This is a genomic window from Rhodococcus sp. FG69 (assembly GCF_057808915.1).
Map to the genome: position 1 here is coordinate 26501 of NZ_JBMDIX010000025.1, position 17470 is coordinate 43970.

At 62.4% G+C, this 17470-nt stretch carries 14 protein-coding genes; 3 read left to right on the plus strand and 11 right to left on the minus strand.

Translation table 11 applies throughout. The annotated features are described in order from the left end of the window. Window positions 1–6: 6 nt before the first annotated feature. The 7 genes from ACODSO_RS19000 to ACODSO_RS19030 all read right to left on the minus strand — a co-directional run bounded on the left by ACODSO_RS19000 (window position 7) and on the right by ACODSO_RS19030 (window position 8613). Window positions 7–540: a flavin reductase family protein gene (locus tag ACODSO_RS19000; RefSeq protein WP_489038338.1), complete on the minus strand. Its 534-nt coding sequence runs from the start codon at window positions 538–540 to the stop codon at window positions 7–9. Between the two features lie 101 nt (window positions 541–641). Next, window positions 642–2066 (minus strand): NtaA/DmoA family FMN-dependent monooxygenase, encoded by a 1425-nt coding sequence (locus ACODSO_RS19005; protein WP_489038339.1) that lies wholly within the window; start codon window positions 2064–2066, stop codon window positions 642–644. 557 nt (window positions 2067–2623) lie between these two features. Beyond that, a complete protein-coding gene (locus ACODSO_RS19010) occupies window positions 2624–4303 on the minus strand; it encodes an MFS transporter (protein ID WP_489038340.1) in 1680 nt (559 codons plus the stop codon). Window positions 4304–4362: 59 nt separating this feature from the next. Next, window positions 4363–4716, minus strand: coding sequence for a UBP-type zinc finger domain-containing protein (locus tag ACODSO_RS19015; protein ID WP_489038341.1), 354 nt, complete (start codon window positions 4714–4716; stop codon window positions 4363–4365). Next, window positions 4713–5762 (minus strand): cupin domain-containing protein, encoded by a 1050-nt coding sequence (locus ACODSO_RS19020; RefSeq protein WP_489038342.1) that lies wholly within the window; start codon window positions 5760–5762, stop codon window positions 4713–4715. Before ACODSO_RS19020 ends, ACODSO_RS19015 begins: the two co-directional genes overlap by 4 nt. 70 nt (window positions 5763–5832) lie before the next feature. Continuing rightward, window positions 5833–6654 (minus strand): alpha/beta fold hydrolase, encoded by an 822-nt coding sequence (locus ACODSO_RS19025; protein WP_489038343.1) that lies wholly within the window; start codon window positions 6652–6654, stop codon window positions 5833–5835. 132 nt (window positions 6655–6786) lie between these two features. Next, complete coding sequence (locus ACODSO_RS19030; RefSeq protein ID WP_489038345.1) at window positions 6787–8613, minus strand: sensor histidine kinase; 1827 nt, start codon at window positions 8611–8613, stop codon at window positions 6787–6789. 75 nt (window positions 8614–8688) lie between these two features. On the opposite strand from ACODSO_RS19030, the gene ACODSO_RS19035 reads away from it, so the two are divergent. Then, complete coding sequence (locus ACODSO_RS19035) at window positions 8689–9054, plus strand: response regulator transcription factor (RefSeq protein WP_489038394.1); 366 nt, start codon at window positions 8689–8691, stop codon at window positions 9052–9054. Between the two features lie 7 nt (window positions 9055–9061). Here the strand turns inward: ACODSO_RS19035 and ACODSO_RS19040 are convergent, their stop codons facing one another. Further along, the gene (locus ACODSO_RS19040; RefSeq protein WP_489038346.1) at window positions 9062–9727 is read right to left on the minus strand and encodes a response regulator; all 666 of its coding nucleotides are present in this window, start codon (window positions 9725–9727) and stop codon (window positions 9062–9064) included. A 92-nt stretch (window positions 9728–9819) separates the two neighbouring features. Between ACODSO_RS19040 and ACODSO_RS19045 the strand changes: the two genes are divergently transcribed. Together ACODSO_RS19045 and ACODSO_RS19050 are read left to right on the plus strand one after the other, a co-directional pair. Next, on the plus strand, window positions 9820–12684 hold the full coding sequence (locus ACODSO_RS19045) for an AAA family ATPase (protein ID WP_489038348.1): 2865 nt from the start codon (window positions 9820–9822) through the stop codon (window positions 12682–12684). Window positions 12685–12710: 26 nt separating this feature from the next. Then, complete coding sequence (locus ACODSO_RS19050; RefSeq protein ID WP_489038395.1) at window positions 12711–13469, plus strand: SDR family oxidoreductase; 759 nt, start codon at window positions 12711–12713, stop codon at window positions 13467–13469. Between the two features lie 34 nt (window positions 13470–13503). Here the strand turns inward: ACODSO_RS19050 and ACODSO_RS19055 are convergent, their stop codons facing one another. From ACODSO_RS19055 to ACODSO_RS19065, 3 genes are all read right to left on the minus strand, one after another. Then, window positions 13504–13821: an SDR family oxidoreductase gene (locus tag ACODSO_RS19055; RefSeq protein ID WP_489038349.1), complete on the minus strand. Its 318-nt coding sequence runs from the start codon at window positions 13819–13821 to the stop codon at window positions 13504–13506. 323 nt (window positions 13822–14144) lie between these two features. Further along, window positions 14145–15881, minus strand: coding sequence for a tetratricopeptide repeat protein (locus ACODSO_RS19060; RefSeq protein WP_489038350.1), 1737 nt, complete (start codon window positions 15879–15881; stop codon window positions 14145–14147). Beyond that, the gene (locus ACODSO_RS19065; protein WP_489038351.1) at window positions 15850–17166 is read right to left on the minus strand and encodes a YhgE/Pip domain-containing protein; all 1317 of its coding nucleotides are present in this window, start codon (window positions 17164–17166) and stop codon (window positions 15850–15852) included. The genes ACODSO_RS19060 and ACODSO_RS19065 overlap by 32 nt, the downstream gene beginning before the upstream one ends. Window positions 17167–17470: the final 304 nt, after the last annotated feature.

The following is a 17470-nucleotide window of genomic DNA, read 5'->3' on the forward strand; positions in this document are numbered from 1 at the left end:
TGAACGTCAGGTGGCGGCGTGCGGTACCAGCGCACGGAATGCAGATCCGTGCCAGATGAGGGGGTCGGTCTCAGGGGTGCTGCTCATTGCATGTACGTGGAGCAGTACGACGTCATGGTCACCGGCGGACACCTCGGAGTGAATGCTGCATTCGAGATGGACAGGTGCTCCGTCGATCAGGAGGGCGCCGGATTCAAGTGCGGTGGTGGGGATTCCGTCGAACCGTTGTGCTGTCTTGGAGGAGAGCTGTCGTGCGGCGGAGTCATGTGCTTCGCCGAGGACCGAGACGCCGACACGATCACGTGTCTTCAGCCTGGGCCAGCTCGTCGACGTGTGTTGTACCGCGAACAGGACCAGAGGTGGATCGGCCGAAATGCCGACCTGAAAGGAGGATGCGACGAGAACCACGGGCTCGTTGTCGACGATTGCGGACACAGCGGCTATTCCCGACGGAAACAACGCGAAAGTCGTCCGGAGCGCCATGGGATCGTCGGCTGCGTCGGTCAATTCGAGACGACGGGCAGTGTGAGTGTGGGACATGAGCGAAAGCCGTTCCTGTGAGTAGAGAGTCGTCAGGACGAGCTGGGCCCAGCGTCTGAACGCGGCCCAGCTCGTCGACTGTGAGGCTGCCGGACGGTAGATCAGACGGCTGCGGTGTCCCAGGTGACGTGGGTTCCGCCTGCACCACTGACTTCGGCGTCACGGACGAATGCACCACGGTACTTCGCGGCTGCGTGACGATCGGGTAGACGCGGTCCGATCCCGGGGAACATCCGCTCCCGCAACGTTCCTGTCCCGTATTCCTTCTGCGCCAAACCACGTTCCTGCAAGACCGGGATGACGTGCTCGACGAAGTCCTCGGCCGACTGCGGGAAGTACTGAATGATCTGGTTGACACCGTCGACGCCGGCATTCTGCCACTGCTCGAGCTTGTCGGCGATCTGCTCGGGAGTACCGACCATCCGGCTTGCGTACGACAGTGCTCCGACGAGATCGGATACCTTCGCCTTCTGCCCGTTGTTGGAGTCCTCGAACATCCGCGCATATCCCTGCACTCCGGACATCGAGGTCTGCTCGATCGGCATGTCCGGATCCAGACCCGAGACATCGATTCCCATGTCCCGGCCGATGTGCGCCGCCAAACCGCGGTAACTGATGTCCTCGTCGATTTCGGCGGACTTACGCCATGCTTCTTCCTCGGTGGAACCGACGACGAAGGAGAACCCCTGAATGAACTTCAGGTCACCGGCGTCACGACCCGCAGCGACAGTCTCTTTTCGCTGTTCTGCGATACCTTTGCGGGCACCCTCCACTGTCGGATACACCACGAACGTTGCCTCGGCATGGCGCGATGCGAACTCCCGTCCCACCTTGGACGACCCCGCTTGATACATGACCGGTGTGCGCTGCGGGGACGGGGACGCCATGTGCGGGCCGAGGACCTTGTAGCGTTCGCCGTGGTGGTAGACCCGGTGGATCTTGTCGGCATCGGCGTAGACGCCGGCCTCGCGATCGGCGAGTACCGCGCCGTCGTCCCAGGACCCTTCCCAGAGCTTGTAGACGACCTTCATGTACTCATCCGCCCATCGGTACCGCTCGTCGTGTTCGACGATCTTGTCGTAGCCGTAGTTCTGAGCTGCCGAGTGCGTGGCACTGGTGACGATGTTCCACCCGATGCGGCCTTTGCTCAGGTGATCCATCGTCGACATCTTGCGGGCGAAGCTGAACGGATGCTCGGTCAGAATCGAGCTGGTGAACGTCAAACCGAGGTTGTCCGTGGCACCGATCAACGCGGCACACAATGCAGCCGGGTCGTGACAGGGCATGTGCAGGCCCTCTTCGATGTAGGCGTTCCACTTGCCCTCGTACGCCGGATCGATACCGACCACATCAGCCAAGAACAGAGCATCGTACTTACCGCGCTCCAACGTCTTGGCCAAGTCCACCCAGGTATCGAGAGCATCGAAATGCACCTGAGTGGTCTTCGGATTCCGCCACAGACCGTGATACGTATGCGACACGGTGTTCATTTGAAAAGCATTGAAAATCATCCGGTTTCTCGTCATGAGTTGAAACTTAAGAGGTGGATATTTCGCGTCGATTAAACGGAGAATCGTTTGGGTTTCTATGGCCTCACTCGTCGATTTCCCTCTTGGTGAGGTGTATTTTCCCTCGACGGTGAGAGTCATCCCTTCATTCGATTGTGCAAACCTAAAGTCTTGTGGCGCAGTATAGTTGGGAGGTATGTGGCACTTGTGAAACCAATTATTATTTGTACTCAACGCACAAAATCCACCAACTCTGCGTATCCAGAGTGGGTGGTGTCTGGGCGTGATCAAATTAGATTCAAATTAGATTCGAATTCTCGAATTGGCAATTTGCGATATCGGTGATGTTCCCGGGCGCTGTGCGGCGCCGGGTGCTGCATGCAACCTCATGAGTGCAGTGCGTCGCCTCCGCTGTGGTCAGTGGGTGCGGCGTCTCGCCGCGTGCCCGTCCGGAGCAATCTTGCCCTGGGTATGCGCCACAGCGATTGGACTATCTCGCCACGTCTGTTGTACAGCTGCGCCACTCGGTGGCTACCGACGGGATCCGGACGTTTCACCCTGACCGTCGATAGGGCTCATCGCACTGCTCCCCGGTCGTGCACGTGCGATCGGTCGTGACTCGACGCGCTCCTCTTGTTCGCTCGTAACGACACCGCGACATCGTGTGCTTCGGTCGTGGTCGATCCGCCGACCACGTACTTCATGGCGTTGTCGATTGCTTCGTGGTCGGAACCGGTCCAACGTTCTTCTCGTTGCCGCCGATACTGGCTCCAGGATGGGCTGACGAACTGCTCTATCATCATGTCGCCGTGGTCGAGACTGCGAAACAAGTTCCACGAATAAGCCCCGGTCCGCCTACGCGCTAGGCCAACCGAGGACATCGACTGGATGAACTGCCCTCTGAGGTCGTCGGTGACGCGATACGTGATCGTGACCCGTATCGGTCCGTCCTCGGGCACAGGTTCGAAGACGACTGTCGGAGTTGGCCACGCCATGGAGGCCGCACGGTCGAGAACTCCGGTCTCGGGGCGTAGCGGCAGCACCGACACACTTGCAGCCACGAGTATCAACGCACCCACTGCTATCGCCAGGGAGTCGACAATGCCGATTCTCGATGCCAACCACCCCCACGCGAGCGAACCGACTGCCTGAGACCCCATGAACACCAGCAGATAGATCGACATTCCGCGAGCCCGCACCCATGGTGCGAGGGAAAGCTGAATGGACGCGTTCAGCGCGGTCAGGGTGGTGATCCACGCTATTCCCGACACCATGAGTGCCGGAATCACACACCAGACCGGCAGCGACGCAAGCGCAGCCACTCCGACCGAATACGCCACGGCAGATCCGGCCAGCAGACTGTTCGCACCGAAGTGGGCCCTCAGAATCGGTGTGACTGCTACACCGATGACGGCCCCGACACCGAGGATGCCCAGCACGATGCCGTACCCGATAGACCCCAGTCGCAGAACAGACGAGGTGGCCGATGGCAGAAGTGCCCACAATGCCGAAGCGGGAAAAGCGAAGAGCGCCGAGCGCAAGATGATTCGGCGGACTATCGGGCCCGACCGAATGTAGCGGATACCTGTGACGATCGACTCCGTGAGCCTTTCTCGATCGGCCGGTTCTCGCGTGGGGCGCTTCCACCTGGTCAGTACGCCGACCGTAGCCAGAAACGACAACGTGTTGATGGCGAACACGAACGTAGGCCCAGCGACGGCAACCAATACGCCTGCGAGCGCAGGTCCGATGGCTCGTGCTCCATTGACGGTGACGCCGCCCAATGCCGACGCCGCTGGAATCTGTTCTCGGGGAACCAGTTCTGGTTGAATTGCCTGCCACGCGGGCGCGGCGAGCGAAGACCAGCATCCCAAGACGAACGTGCACGCGAGCAGACCCCACGGAGACAGCGTGTCAGTCCACGCGAGCGCGGTGAGTACTCCTCCGGTCAGTAGCGAACCGAGACCGACCACGATCAGCAGTACTCGTCGGTCCAGCGCGTCGGCCAGCGCGCCCGCCAGCAGTGCCAAGAGAAGCGTAGGCAGAAGGCTGGCGGTTTGCACTGCCGCAATGATGGTCGTCGATGCCGCGCGCTCGACCAGGAACCACTGTGCTCCGACCGTCTGCATCCAGCCACCGATATTGGACACTAGCTGGGCGACGAACAGGCTGCGGTACAGAGTGTTGCGCAGCGGTGCCCATGCGGACACCGTGTCCGTCGGGGCGGAACCCGGTGTCGTCGCAGAGGGTGTCATCCTGGCCTCTTTCGGTACTCGCGTGCATCGGAGTAGGGCGGGTGCGTTGAAAACTCGTGCTATCCCAGGAGCCGTTGCCAGTTTCGCGGAACCCGCTCGGCCGGGCCGGGGACGGTTTGTGTGGGCGGATGGGATTCGGGGGGCGCGAGTGTCGGCCCACCATCGGCAAATTGGTTCGACCCGTAATCCCAGAACCAGTCCTCGCCGGGTTCGAAGCTCTGAATGATCCGATGCCCCGTGGTGTGGGCGTGCCCGCTCGCGTGCTGGTTGAGTGAATCGTCGCAGCACCCGATGTGCCCGCACTTGGCGCACCGCCGTAGATGGACCCACCAGCTACCGGTGAGGTTGCATTCGACACAGCCCGTACCACTGGGCGGCACCGAGGGGTCGAGGAACGATGCGAGGTCGCTCATGATTCGGCCTCCTCTACTGCATCGACCGGGTTGGTTCGCGGCACGACCAGCGGATCCGACGGAGTGAACGGGAAGTCGGGCAGAGCATCGAGATCGACGCCGAAGGTGGCCGCCAATACTGGCCGCGAAAACGCCGAGATCGATGCACGATATCCGATATCCCCCGGCGTGGGCTGATCGAAGAAGATCAAGAAATGGATCTCGTCGTCACCGATCACTTCGATCTGGTGCGGATATGCCCGCGGAATGAAGTAGACGTCGCCCGGCTTCAAGAGGTAAGTGTCGACGGAACCGTCCGGGTCGAGAATCGACATCCTGGCACGCCCTTTGTGGACGTACCCCATCTCGGCTGTGATCGGATGCCAATGTGGCTCGCGCATACCGTCTTCGGCGATCGTCAGTGAGTACATCGACAGGTGTTTCAGCGCGGGCCAGAACTGCGTCCGAGACGTCCTCACGTGTGCGTACGGCTGGCTGATCGGCGCACTCATACCCTCGAGGTCGAACTTGTGTGGATTGCCGAATCCGGCTGTGTCCGGGATGACCGCGGGTCCGGTGCGCTGGACGATGTCAGCTGCTGAGGTCGACAGTGCCATGGGTGTGAAGGCCGCTGCGTCGAGGCCGAAAGTGTTGCCGAGCACCGCCTCGGACATGGTCCCGAAAGCCGCTTTCAGCGAGAAGTCCTCGGGTTGTTCGTCGGAGAACGCGATGATGAACTCGGCCGTGGTGTCGGCTACGTTCTCGATGTGGTGCAGTGACCCGGATTCGATGGTGAACATCTGGCCGGCGTCGATGGTGAAAGACGAAAAGGCGCTTCCGTTGTCGAGGATCGAAATCAGAACCGAGCCGGCGATGCAGTAGCCCAGCTCGTCGGCATTGGCGTGCCAGTGTGGTTCACGGATGCTTCCTGGTTCGAGGACGAGACGCTTGATCGACAACCCGGTCAGCAGTGGGAAGTCGTCCGCTGTGAGCCTGGTGATCGAGCCGAGCTCGCTCGAGTGTTGCGGGGCTGCGTCGAGCAGAGACCGCACGTGTCTGGAGGTCATGAAAGTCACTGCCTTCCGAGGGAAGGCCCGGGCGGCGACTGACGGATCGCCACCCGGGCAGGGCCTTGTGCTACTTCGCGATGAAGTCGAGAATGTCCGCGTCCAAGGCCTTCTGGTACTCGCCGTAGATGCCGTGCGGTGCGCCGGGGTAGATCTTCAGTGTGCCGTCCTTGACCAGTTCAACTGTCTTCAGCGCGGCAGCGGCGATGGGGACGATCTGGTCGTCGTCGCCCTGCGCGATGAAGATGGGGACGGTCAGCGCCTTCAGGTCCTCGGTGAAATCGGTCTCCGAGAAAGCCTTCACACAGTCGTAGGCAGCAGCCAGATTGACGAGCATGCCCTGCCGCCAGAAGTCGTCCTTGGCTCCCTGCGAGACCTTCGAACCTTCACGGTTGGCTCCGAAGAACGGCTCGGCGAGGTCCTTGTAGAACTGCGAGCGATCGGTGAGGACTCCGTTGCGAATGTCGTCGAGGGCCTCGATCGGGGTGCCCTCCGGGTTGGACTCCGACTTCAGCATGATGGGCGGAACGGCGCCTGCGGTGATGACGCGGGCGACTCGGCTACCGCCGTACTGAGCTGCGTAGCGCACCACTTCGCCTCCTCCGGTGGAGTGGCCGATGAGCGTGAGTTCCTGAAGGTCGAGAGCCTCGACCAGTTCGGCGAGGTCGCGGGCGTACGTGTCCATGTCGTTCCCGGTGTAGGTCCTCGAAGAGCGGCCGTGCCCGCGGCGGTCGTGGGCGATGGCGCGGTAGCCAGCGTCTGCGAGCAGCTTGAGCTCGAGCTGCCATGCATCCGACGACAGAGGCCAACCGTGGCTCAAGAGAACCGGCTTTCCGGTGCCCTGCTCGGTGTAGTAGATCTCGGTTCCGTCGGTGGTGGTGATGTACGGCATGGTGGCCTCCTGCTGGTCGAGTGCTTCGGTGTGGTGCCGGGGTGTACCGAGAACACTCGTCCTTGTCGGAGGCGAAATCGTCGCTGCTGGCGTCCAATGTGGGGGAGGGGATACCGGGGACGTCACTACCTGCTACCCGGTAGTGAGGCCGATTCGCACCGAGAGAACGGTTCCAGTGCCGGGTGGGCTCGAAATGGTCAAGCTACCCCCGACGGCAGCAACTCGATCCTGAAGACCGATCAATCCGGACCCGGAGTTCGGGTCCGCGCCACCCCGACCGTCGTCGGCCACGGTGAGTTCGAGATCGCTATCCGTCACGCGGGCGGATATGTCGACTTCCGTCGCGTCTGCGTACTTGGCAGTGTTCGTCAGGGCTTCGGCCACAACGTAATACGCGGCCACCTCGATCGAATCATCGAGACGAGTGGGTATCTCGGCGGTCAAAGATACCGGGACGGGGCTGCGCCTCGCGAGCGTCTTCAGCGCCGGACCGAGACCGCCGCGGGAGAGGATCGCGGGATGGATTCCGCGCGAGAGCTCGCGAAGGTCCGAATGCACATGTGACAAGGTTTCGACACTGCGGTCCAGACTGTTTCGGAGCCCGGCGAGGTTTTCGGGAACGGCGGCTTGCGCGGCCCGTAGTTCCATTCCCAGAGACACTATTCGCTGTTGGGCACCATCGTGCAGATCCCGTTCGATGGTGCGCCGCGCCTGATCCGCCGCAGTGACCACGCGGGTTCGGGACCGAGTGAGCTCGAGTCGTGTCTCATGGTTGTAGATGGCGGTGGCGAGAAGGTCGGCGAAGTCGCTCAACCGATCGCGTGTGCCTGTGTCCTCGGTACGACGGGTCGACGTGGCGCCTATGATCACCGCACCCCAGGTGATGCCGTCGACACCGACGGGGACGCCGACGGATCGGCGAATTCCGCGACCGGCCAACAGCGTCGCTATGTCGCCTGTCGCAGTGCTGAAATCGATTTCCGCAGCATCGCCGGTGGTCGCGACGAGGGTGGCTACGTTGTGTCCGCCGATCGGCAATCGATCCCCGACGGTCAAACGGGGGTCGTCTGCGTTGTCGTCGCGCAGAGCCAGGATTGTGTAGCACCTGTCGGCGTCGTAGCGAACCACGGAGACATGCTCGATGTCGAGACCGTCGGCGAGCTCGTGAGCGACAGCGGGGAACACATCGTCCGGTTCGGCCCGTAGTGCTACGAGCGTAGCGACGCGGCGAAGTGACGCTTGTTGACGCCCTAATGCGATGGTCTGCTCGTGCATCACTTGCCGATCCCTCGCGGCGGCGAGCAAGGCCTCGAGCGAGGGCACTACGCGTCGGATCCGGCGACGGTCGGTCGGGTCGAGTGTCGACGGCACGAGAAGGGACCCAACGACGACGTCACCGTCTCGGAGAAGAATCTTGTTCTGATCTGAAGAAGCGGATGCGGTTTCAGGCCCCAACACTGCGTAGGGCAGGTCGAGAACGTCCGACAGCCGAGTCCCGGCTGCGTCGAGCATCTCCGGGCTGTAGTTCGATCGCAGCATTGTGCGCGCCAGCGACGCCAACAGGTCGGCCTCCCGGCGACGTTGGTCGGATTCCATGGCGCGCAGCCGCGATTGACCGACGAGAGTGTTGGTGAGCAGAGCCAGTGCCAGAAAGACGATAACGGCAGGGACGAGGCTCTCGCTACTCTCGATGACGTGGATGTAGGCGTACGCGGCTGCGCTGGCCACTGAGGTGGCGATCGACATCCGGAAGCCCCAACCCGCGGACACGACGAGCACTCCGAACAGAAAGACAGCCCCGAACGCGTTTTCGGGTGCGATTCGTTTGAGCGTGAGCACGACCAAGATCTCCGTGGCGATCATGGCCGCAGCCAGAACGATTCCCCATGCCACCGGTGGTGAGCTCGGTCGAAGCACCATAGCGATGAGACGGTCGCGGCGCGCGACCTCGGTAGTCATCGGAAATACCGGCGGGTGGAATTACCGCTAGCCGGAATGTCGGGCCTCGCGATCTCTGACATTCTCGACCAGGTGATGTCCTCATCGTTCAGCTGCCTGATCGTCGACGACAGCAACGCGTTCTGCGTTGCTGCTCGCCGGGTGCTGGAAGAGGCTGGCATTGCCGTCGTCGGAACTGCCTCGACGTTGGCGGACGCGGTCGATACGGCGGTCACGGCCCATCCGGATCTCGTACTGGTCGACATCGACCTCGGAGCCGAAAGCGGATTCGACGTCGTGGAGGCCCTGGATGCTGCCGCGTTGCACCCGAAGCCGTCGATCATTCTGGTGTCGACACACGACGAGGAGGACTTTGCCGAATTGGTCGAAAACAGTTCAGCCATCGGGTACTTGCAGAAGTTCGAGCTATCGGCGACCGCTATCGAGAACTTGCTCCGATGACTGCAGTTCAAGCGACTGTGTCCAGGTACATGATCACCGCGCGGACCCGGCGGTGATCGTCCGCCGTCTCCGACAGGTCCAGCTTTGTGAGGATGCTGCGCACGTGCTTCTCGACGGTTCCCTCGGTGATCCACAGTCTTCGGCCGATGCCCGCGTTCGACAGGCCTTCGGCCATGAGGGTCAGCACGTCTCGCTCACGGGCACTCAAAGCCCCCAGTGGGTCATTCCGTCGCCTGGCAGCTACCAGCTCGTAGACGAGTGCGGGATCGATCACCGACGCTCCGCCCGCTACTCGGTCGATGGTGGAGACGAAGTCGGCGATATCGGTTACTCGGCTCTTGAGGAGGTAACCGACTCCCTTCCGACCGTCACCGCCTTCGAGCAGCTCGAGCGCGTGATCCACCTCCACGTGCGCCGACAACAGCAGCATTGCGACACCCGGGTATTCGGTTCGGATTCGCACCGCGGCATCGAGTCCTTCGGCTGTATACGTAGGAGGCATCCTGATATCGATGATCGCCAACTCGGGTTGCTCCCGGCCGAGCAACGTCAGAAGTTCATCTGCGTCACCGGCTTGGCCGACAACCTCGAGTCCTGCCTGGGTGAGCAGGCTCGACAAGCCTTCTCGCAACAGAACATCGTCGTCGGCGATCACCACTCGAACTTCGGACATCACACTCCCTCGACCAGACCCGAAGTTCGAAGTATCCGTGGCGACCACTGCGTCGGTCATCAGTCGATCGACTGTCGATGCATGAGCGTCCGGTGCCACAATGGGTCGACTTCGGCGATCGAGGCGAGAACTATTGGGCGGTGGGCATGGCGGGCAGTCGTATCGACGGACCTACGCTCGGCGCGCCGTTGATCGGGCGGGACGACCTGGCCGAGTCCCTGGCGCGGCTCGCTCGGGAGCCTGGGAGCGGACACCGGGTGTTGTGGCTTCTGGGTGAGGCTGGAATCGGCAAGAGCACCCTGCTGCGGTACACGCATGACATCGCGTCCAGCGCCGGGGTCCGTGTCCTGGAGGCATCCGGCGTCGATGCGGAAACCCAGCAGGTGTTCTCCGGACTCCACCAGCTTCTGTGGCCTGTCCTGTCGTACGTCGACCGACTCCCCGCAGCGATCAGGAGGCCACTGGACGAGGTGCTCGGGCGCGCGCCCATGCCCGCCGCGATCGACATGTTCGCCTGCCGACATGCCGTGCTTCATCTTCTCGAACTACTGACGGACGAACGGGGCCTGGTTCTGATCGTCGACGACGCACATCAACTCGACAGGGACTCACTCGACTTGGTCGTCTATGCCGCACGCCGCGTCGCCGGGCCGATGACGACGCTCTGCAGCGCACGCGGACATCGAGTTCCCGACGGCGTCGACCCCGGAGTGCCCGCTGTCGAAGTTCCAAGCCTGACCGACGCCGAGTCGGCGGTACTGCTCGACCGTCAGCCAGGGATCCCGTCCGATGCTGCCCGGCTGGACATCATCTTCCAGGCCGAGGGCAATCCGCTCGCGCTCATCGAGTTCGGCCGCGCAGTGGCGCGGTCGGGCAGTGGCATGCTGGCGGGTGCGGGACTCGACCGTCTTCGCCGGGTGCAGTCCATTTTCTCGGATCGGCTCGCCGCTCTGGCTCCTGACACTCGCACACTCCTGCTGTACGCCGCGTCCGGTTCGGGATACGAGAGCGTAGACATCGTCACCGAAGCCGCAGGGTTCGGCTCCGACCTGTCGGTGTGGGCAGAAGCCGAACGATCAGGTCTGATTACTGTCGACGATCGCCGGGTCCAGTTCACCCATCCACTGGCCCGTGCAGCTGCCTACTCGGACTGCACCGTCGACGCCCGTCGCCGCGCGCACGAGGACTTCGCCGAGCAACTTCACGATGATCCACCGTGTCGAGCCTGGCACCGGGCAGCTGCTGCGGAGGGCACGGACGAGTCCGTTGCACGAGAGCTGGAGGATGCCGCCGAACTGTCACAGCGTCGGGGTGGATTCTTCGAGGTAGCTCGCGCCTTGGAGCGGGCGGGCCGGTGCTCACCGGACGTGAACGAGGCAGCACGGCGATACGCCATGGCAGCGAACGCGGCATACATGGCGGGTGACCCTCGATGGGGTCTCGCGCTGGCCGGCATGGCCCGACGAACAACCGACGTGGCCGATATCCGTAGTGCTGCAGCACTACCCACCGCATCGATCCTCTTGCAGACCGCGCATCCGGATGAGTCTTTCGACGTCATCCGCCGGACCCTCACCGAGGACGCGCCGACCGACGAGAGCCTTGTGCTGGCTCTTCTGTTCACAGCCGTCGGTGCCGCGCACTTCAGTGGCGGAGAGGCGCGGCGTGAGGAGCTTCGACGGCTGGCCGAGAAACTGCCCGAAACGATATCCGACGGTGGCGACTTCATGTCGCCGATGCCGGAGGCAGCGAAAGAGTCCGTGCGTCGCCTGATCACCGAATACTCCTCGTCGACGTTGGGAACGGAGACCGTGGAACACCGCGCCGAGGCAGTGTCGATCTCGGCACAAATTTCAGTTCTTCTGTCGGAAGGGACCCGTGCGTACCTGAGCGAGAACAGCGTCGACGCGTTGACCTACTTCACACAGGGGATCAGCGCTCTCCGCGAGTCCGGGAGCCTCGGAGTAGGTGCGATGGGAATGGCCGCGTGTGTCGGTGCGCTGATCGACACCGGCCGCTGGAACGAGGTCGATGCGGCTGCGGACGAGGCCTCGGATGTCGCGGCAGTCGGCAGGATGGCGCTTGTCGACGCTACGGTCGAGACTCATCGGGCGACGATCGAGACCTATCGGGGCAATCTCGCGCGTGCCGACGACCATGTCGCACGGGCCGCGGCGCTATTCGAACCGCGCGCGAACGTTGCGCTCGCAGTGGACCTGCAACGCGTGTTGGCGACGATATCCTGTGCCCGGGGAGATTTCGAGGGTGCCTTCGAGCGGCTGCAAGGTCTATTCGGTGCCGACGGCACACCCCTGCACAGTGTTCAATCTGCGCGTGCCCTGGCAGATTTTGCATGGGCTGGAGCCCGGAGTGGTCAGCATGCGACTGCCAGAAGGTCGGTTACGACTATCGGTCGCGCACTGGGATCGCGCCCGCCGATGCGGATTCGGCTGCTCCGCCACTTGGCCGCGGCATTGGTCAGCGAGACGACGAAGACTGCGGAACGGCACTACCGGCTTGCGGCATTGGATCCCGACGCAGACGAGTGGCCCGTCGAACGAGCGCGAGCGCAGATGCACTATGGCGAGTGGTTGCGCCGCACGCGCCGTCCCACCGATGCGCGTCCGCTTCTGTCCGCAGCGCTCGAGACCTTCGAACATGTCGGCGCTGTCATGTTCGCAGATATCGCGCGCGCTGAGCTACGTGCGGCCGGGGGATCGCGCGGTTCGCTGGTGAGGGAATCCGCGGGCGGCTGGAGCTCGCTCACCGCACAGGAGCAGCACATTGCATCTCTCGCGGCGGACGGCTTGACCAACCGTCAGATCGGTGAGCAGCTACATCTCTCTCCTCGCACAATCGGTTCACACCTCTACCATGTGTATCCGAAACTCGGGGTCAGCAAGCGGCACGAACTGCGCGGTGTCATCGACACTGTCGCACAGCGAACCGTGGACTGATCTCGTACCTCATGGGATTGGAGATGATGGTGACACCTACAGGACGCGCTTCGCGCGTGGTTGTCGTGACGGGCGCAGGCTCCGGGCTGGGACGGGCGATGGCTGTCCGGCTCCTCGAGGTTGGCCATCACGTCGTGCTGGTCGGCAGGAACGCACGGAGTCTCGACGACACGGCTGCGGGGCACGAGAGGGCAGCGGTGTTCGTGTGTGACGTCTCCTCGGTCGAGTCGGTGCACGAACTGTTCGGGTGGGTGTCGGCGCAGTTCGGCAGACTCGATGTGCTCGTCAACAACGCCGGTACGTTCGGGCCGTCCGGAAGTGTCGACGAGATCGACCCGCAAGCGTGGTCGGAGACCGTCGCCACCAACCTCACCGGCGTCTTTCTGTGCGCACGCGAAGCAGTGCGGATCATGAAGGCCCAGACTCCACGAGGGGGCCGGATCATCAACAATGGTTCGATCTCCGCGCACACCCCACGACCTGCCAGCGCCGCGTACACGGCGACCAAGCACGGTGTATCGGGGTTGACCAAGTCGATCTCACTCGACGGCCGCGACTTCGACATCTGCTGCAGCCAAATCGACATCGGCAACGCTGCCACCGACATGACGGCAGGGTTCGCGCACTCGGCCAGGCAAGCCGACGGTTCGACCCGACCGGAACCCACTTTCGATCCGATCCACGTCGCCGACGCCATCGCGCATCTCGTCGAATTGCCACTCGACGTCTCGGTCCCCACTATGACCATCATGGCCAACCGAATGCCCTACATGGGACGTGGTTGACGCCAAGGCTTGGCGACTACGGTTCTGCGGCAGCTCAATTGAACGGCATCGTCGCGGGCATGACCCGAATGCCGCGTGAGGCAAGACCGCCCGCCAATCCCTTGGTGAAAGCAACTATCCCTGCCTTCGTCGTTGCATAGTCGAGCAACTCCGGTGGCGGGGTGGACGCCTGTATGGATGCGGTATCGATGATGGCCGCACCGGGCATCATGATCGCGGAGGCCTGCTTCGAGATCCAGAACAGTGCATAGATGTCGGTCTCGAGTATGCGGTCGAATTGTTCGGTGGTGAAATGTGCGAATCCGCCCATCTGAGCCATCTGAAAAACAGCATTGTTGACTACGATGTCCAACCCGCCCATGGTTTTCGAGCGCTGGTCACAAGACGCGAGCACTGCGATTCGTCTCGGACGTGACTACGTCGGCGCCCTCTCTCTCGAATGCGAGGGCTACAGCTCGGCAGATTCCCGAGTCGCCACCTGTAATAGGTCGCTGGAACCTGCGCGTTCGGTCGCGCGGGTGACCGAATGAGTCGTTCGGTGCGGGTGGGGGTGCGACGCGCACCTTTCAGCCCACGCGCAAGTTGCAACCTGCGCGGTCGCTGGAACCTGCGCGTTAGGTCGCGCGGGTGACCGAATGAGTCGTTCGGTGCGGGTGGGGGTGCGACGCGAGCGGCCTACACCGAACAGCAGTGACCTCCCGGTTCTTCGTTCGGTGGTGCGGTCAGCCGGCAGAAGCACGATGACTCGATCGGGACGTCGGCCATCGCAACAGCGAGCTTCAACTGTTGTCCGACAATGGCGGCCTCGTCGTCGCGACCGAGTAGTCGGAGGCATTCGTGGTAGCCGTGGAGAGCCCACACGTTCGACGGATGTTGTTGTGCCCGAGGTAAAGTAGCGTCGAGTCCGAGATCGGCACGGTAGACTGCCGCCGCTTCCTCGACATTCCCCTGTTCGAGGAGCAACGCGCCGTACGCGTGCCGAGTGGGCTGCATCCATCCCCACGGCTCGTCGTAGGGTAAGCCGTCGTCCAACTCGATCGATCGGCGCAGTGCGTCGAAGGCTCTGTCGTAGTTGCCTTTGCGGTATTCGAGCTCGCCCTCCAACATTGCAGCGGCGACAGCGAGGATATCGAGACAGGTGTTGTTGAACAGCATTCGTGTCGGGGCGACTCGTGTCAGTGCCCCCGCGAACAATTCACTCTCGCGCTCGGCCGATTCGATCCGTGACGTTGCCGAGTATGCAACGCCTTTCGCGTAGTGCAGCATTGCAGTCGAGACGCAGTACAGGCTGTCGTCCGAGGGCATCGGCAGGTCGATGATGTCCTGCCAGCGACCGAATCTGATGTAGACATGTACGCGCATCGCCAGAAAACCTTCGAGCCAGTCAGCCATCGGCGGACTTTCGACTTGGAGCAGTTCGTCTGGAATTGCAGCTTCGAGCTGGCTCGCGGTGTCTATGGCAACCGCCGATTGCCCGAGGAACATGGCCCCGTAGATCTTGAAGTGGTAATTGTGTGCGCGGTAGAGAGTATAGAAATTCATCGGTCCCGCACGGTGCAGGAACTTCTCGTCTGCGACGATCGCGTCCGTGTTTGCGCTGACGACGCGGCGATAGTCCCCGCACAGAACATCCAGGTGCGACGGCATGTGGTGAAGGTGGCCGGCATCGGGAACCAGTCCGCGCAGTCTGTCTGCAACGACCAATGCTTGTTCGGGTACGCCGGACATCTCCATGAGGTGGATGTACATGTGCAGTATTCCCGGGTGTACCCGACCGCGGTCGGATTCGAGCGCACGGTCCAGGACGGCCCGGGCCTCCACTGCGCGCGAGCCCGGTGCCGGTTCGCCGGTGCGGAGATCCCAGAGTTCCCAGGGTGTCAGGTTCATCAGTGCATCTGCGAGCAACGTCGCGACGTCCAGATCGGCCACGTCGATGCGGTGGACCTCGCGCATGGCGTCGGCGTAGTCGACATTCCACACAGCCCAGGGCGTTGGGCCAGAATGGTCGCTTCGATCCGTGGGGAATCTGTGCTGCAGCGCCTTGACGAGCCCTATCTCCGTGATCGTGTGAGTATCTCCGAGCAACTCGGCGGCCGTGTCGACGGCACTGTGAGTACGAGCCATGGTCGTCGTCAGATCGGCCTCGTCGAAGAACTCCCAAGGCTTGTTGTAATTGGGTCCCAGTGCGTACGCCAATCCCCAATAGCCCATCGCGCAGGACGGGTCGGCATCGATCGCGTTCTGGAAGCACTTCGCGGCCTCCTCGTGATTGAACGCGTACGACCACACCAGCCCTCGGTCGAACCAGGTTTGCGCATCGGGAACCGAAGTTGTGATCCGTCGGGAGTGGCTACCCAAGTCGTAGTAGTCGTCCACGTTGTCACGCCTCGATTCGGCCGGTGGATGGCGCACGATCGAAGCCTTTGCGGTCGTACAGCCGCGTGAACAGCAGTCCACCGACCAGACCGATCAGCAAACCGATTCCGGTCATCACAACAGCATGCAGAAGTCCGGAATCGAGTCGTGCGTTGAAGTACAGGATAGATCTGGTGCCGAGGAAGATTTGGTGCATCGGTTCGAACTGCGCCAGCCAGCCGTACAGCGTCGGGCTGGCTTCGAGCGGCAAGGTACCTCCGGAGGACGGCAGAGCCAGAACGATGAACACCACGAGGTTGATGAGCAGCCCGGCTGTACCGAACGCCGACATCACCGACAATGCAGTGATACCGACTGCGATGATCACGAACACTCCGAACAGGTACAACGCGAACGAGTGAGGCGACGGCATACCGAGAGAGGTGCTGATCCACAGGTACAGCCCCGAGACGACAGCGGCGACCACGCACATGATCAGCCACTTGACGGCCAGGGTGCCGGTACGGCTGATGTTCGTGGGACCTCGATGAATCACTCGCGGACCGAATTCGGTCGGGGTGAAACCGAGGAGTCCGTCGACGAGCGCACTGACGATCGTGGCACCTGTGAACCCGGCGAGGACGAGCAGCAACGCGTAATAGAACGCGGAAAGGCCGCTGCCGGTGCCGTCGGGCAGCGGGTCGTACGGTGTGACGATCACGTTGATCGGTTCGGCGAGGGCAAGTCTGGCCGCTCCGGTCAGTTCATCGCCCGAGGGTTGAAGTTGCGCATCGACTTCGGCTGTGAGCGCCGATCCAACCCGCGAATTGGCCTGCGCGAGTGCCTCGGTGGCAACACGCTGCATCAATGCCACGGTAAATGTTCCCGCGCGAGGGTTGGTGTTGACGGTGATGACCGGTCTCTCGACGTCGCCTGGCACCACGCTCGCGCGAGCGAATATCAAGGCACGTTTGGTGAAATCGAATGGAATGACAATGGAACCGTAGGCGTCCCCCGATGACAGGAGGTCTCGAGCCTCGGCAGGTCCTGTCTCCAGGAGCTTGATCTGCCCGGGATCGATACCCTGCCGGATCGCGTCGGCGATGTCGTTGCCGATGTTCTGCACCGTGGTCGCACCATTGGATTCGACGGTGTCGCCCTCGTCCTGGTTGACCAGAACCACCGGGAAGTCGCGCAGGTTGTCCTGTGGGTTGAGGATCCCACCGAGATACAGCGCAGCCAACAGCGACATCAACGCCGACACGACGAGTATCGGAGCAAGCCAGAATCGAGGCGATCCGAGTACATCTGTTATCGACCGAGGAGAACGCGAATCCGGCATCTTCGGGTCCTTCGTCGTGCGCTGGTGTGCCTGAGCGTGCCCAGCATATCTCCGATCGATGCACTAGCTCGTCTGATGTGCTCCTCAGCGAGTTCGCTCGGTATCTCGCTCAGCCGAAGTGGGCGAACACGCAGCTCGGACAGCCTGAGAGCGCGGGCTCGACATCCTGCGGTCGAGTTGCCGGTTTGCGCCGTCACTGCGCGCCGAGTGTGTAATCCTGGCTGAGGAAAGGGCCGCCATGACTGAATCGCCAACGTCTCCGTGGGTTCGCTCTACACCAATGCGATCACCCATATTCCGACGA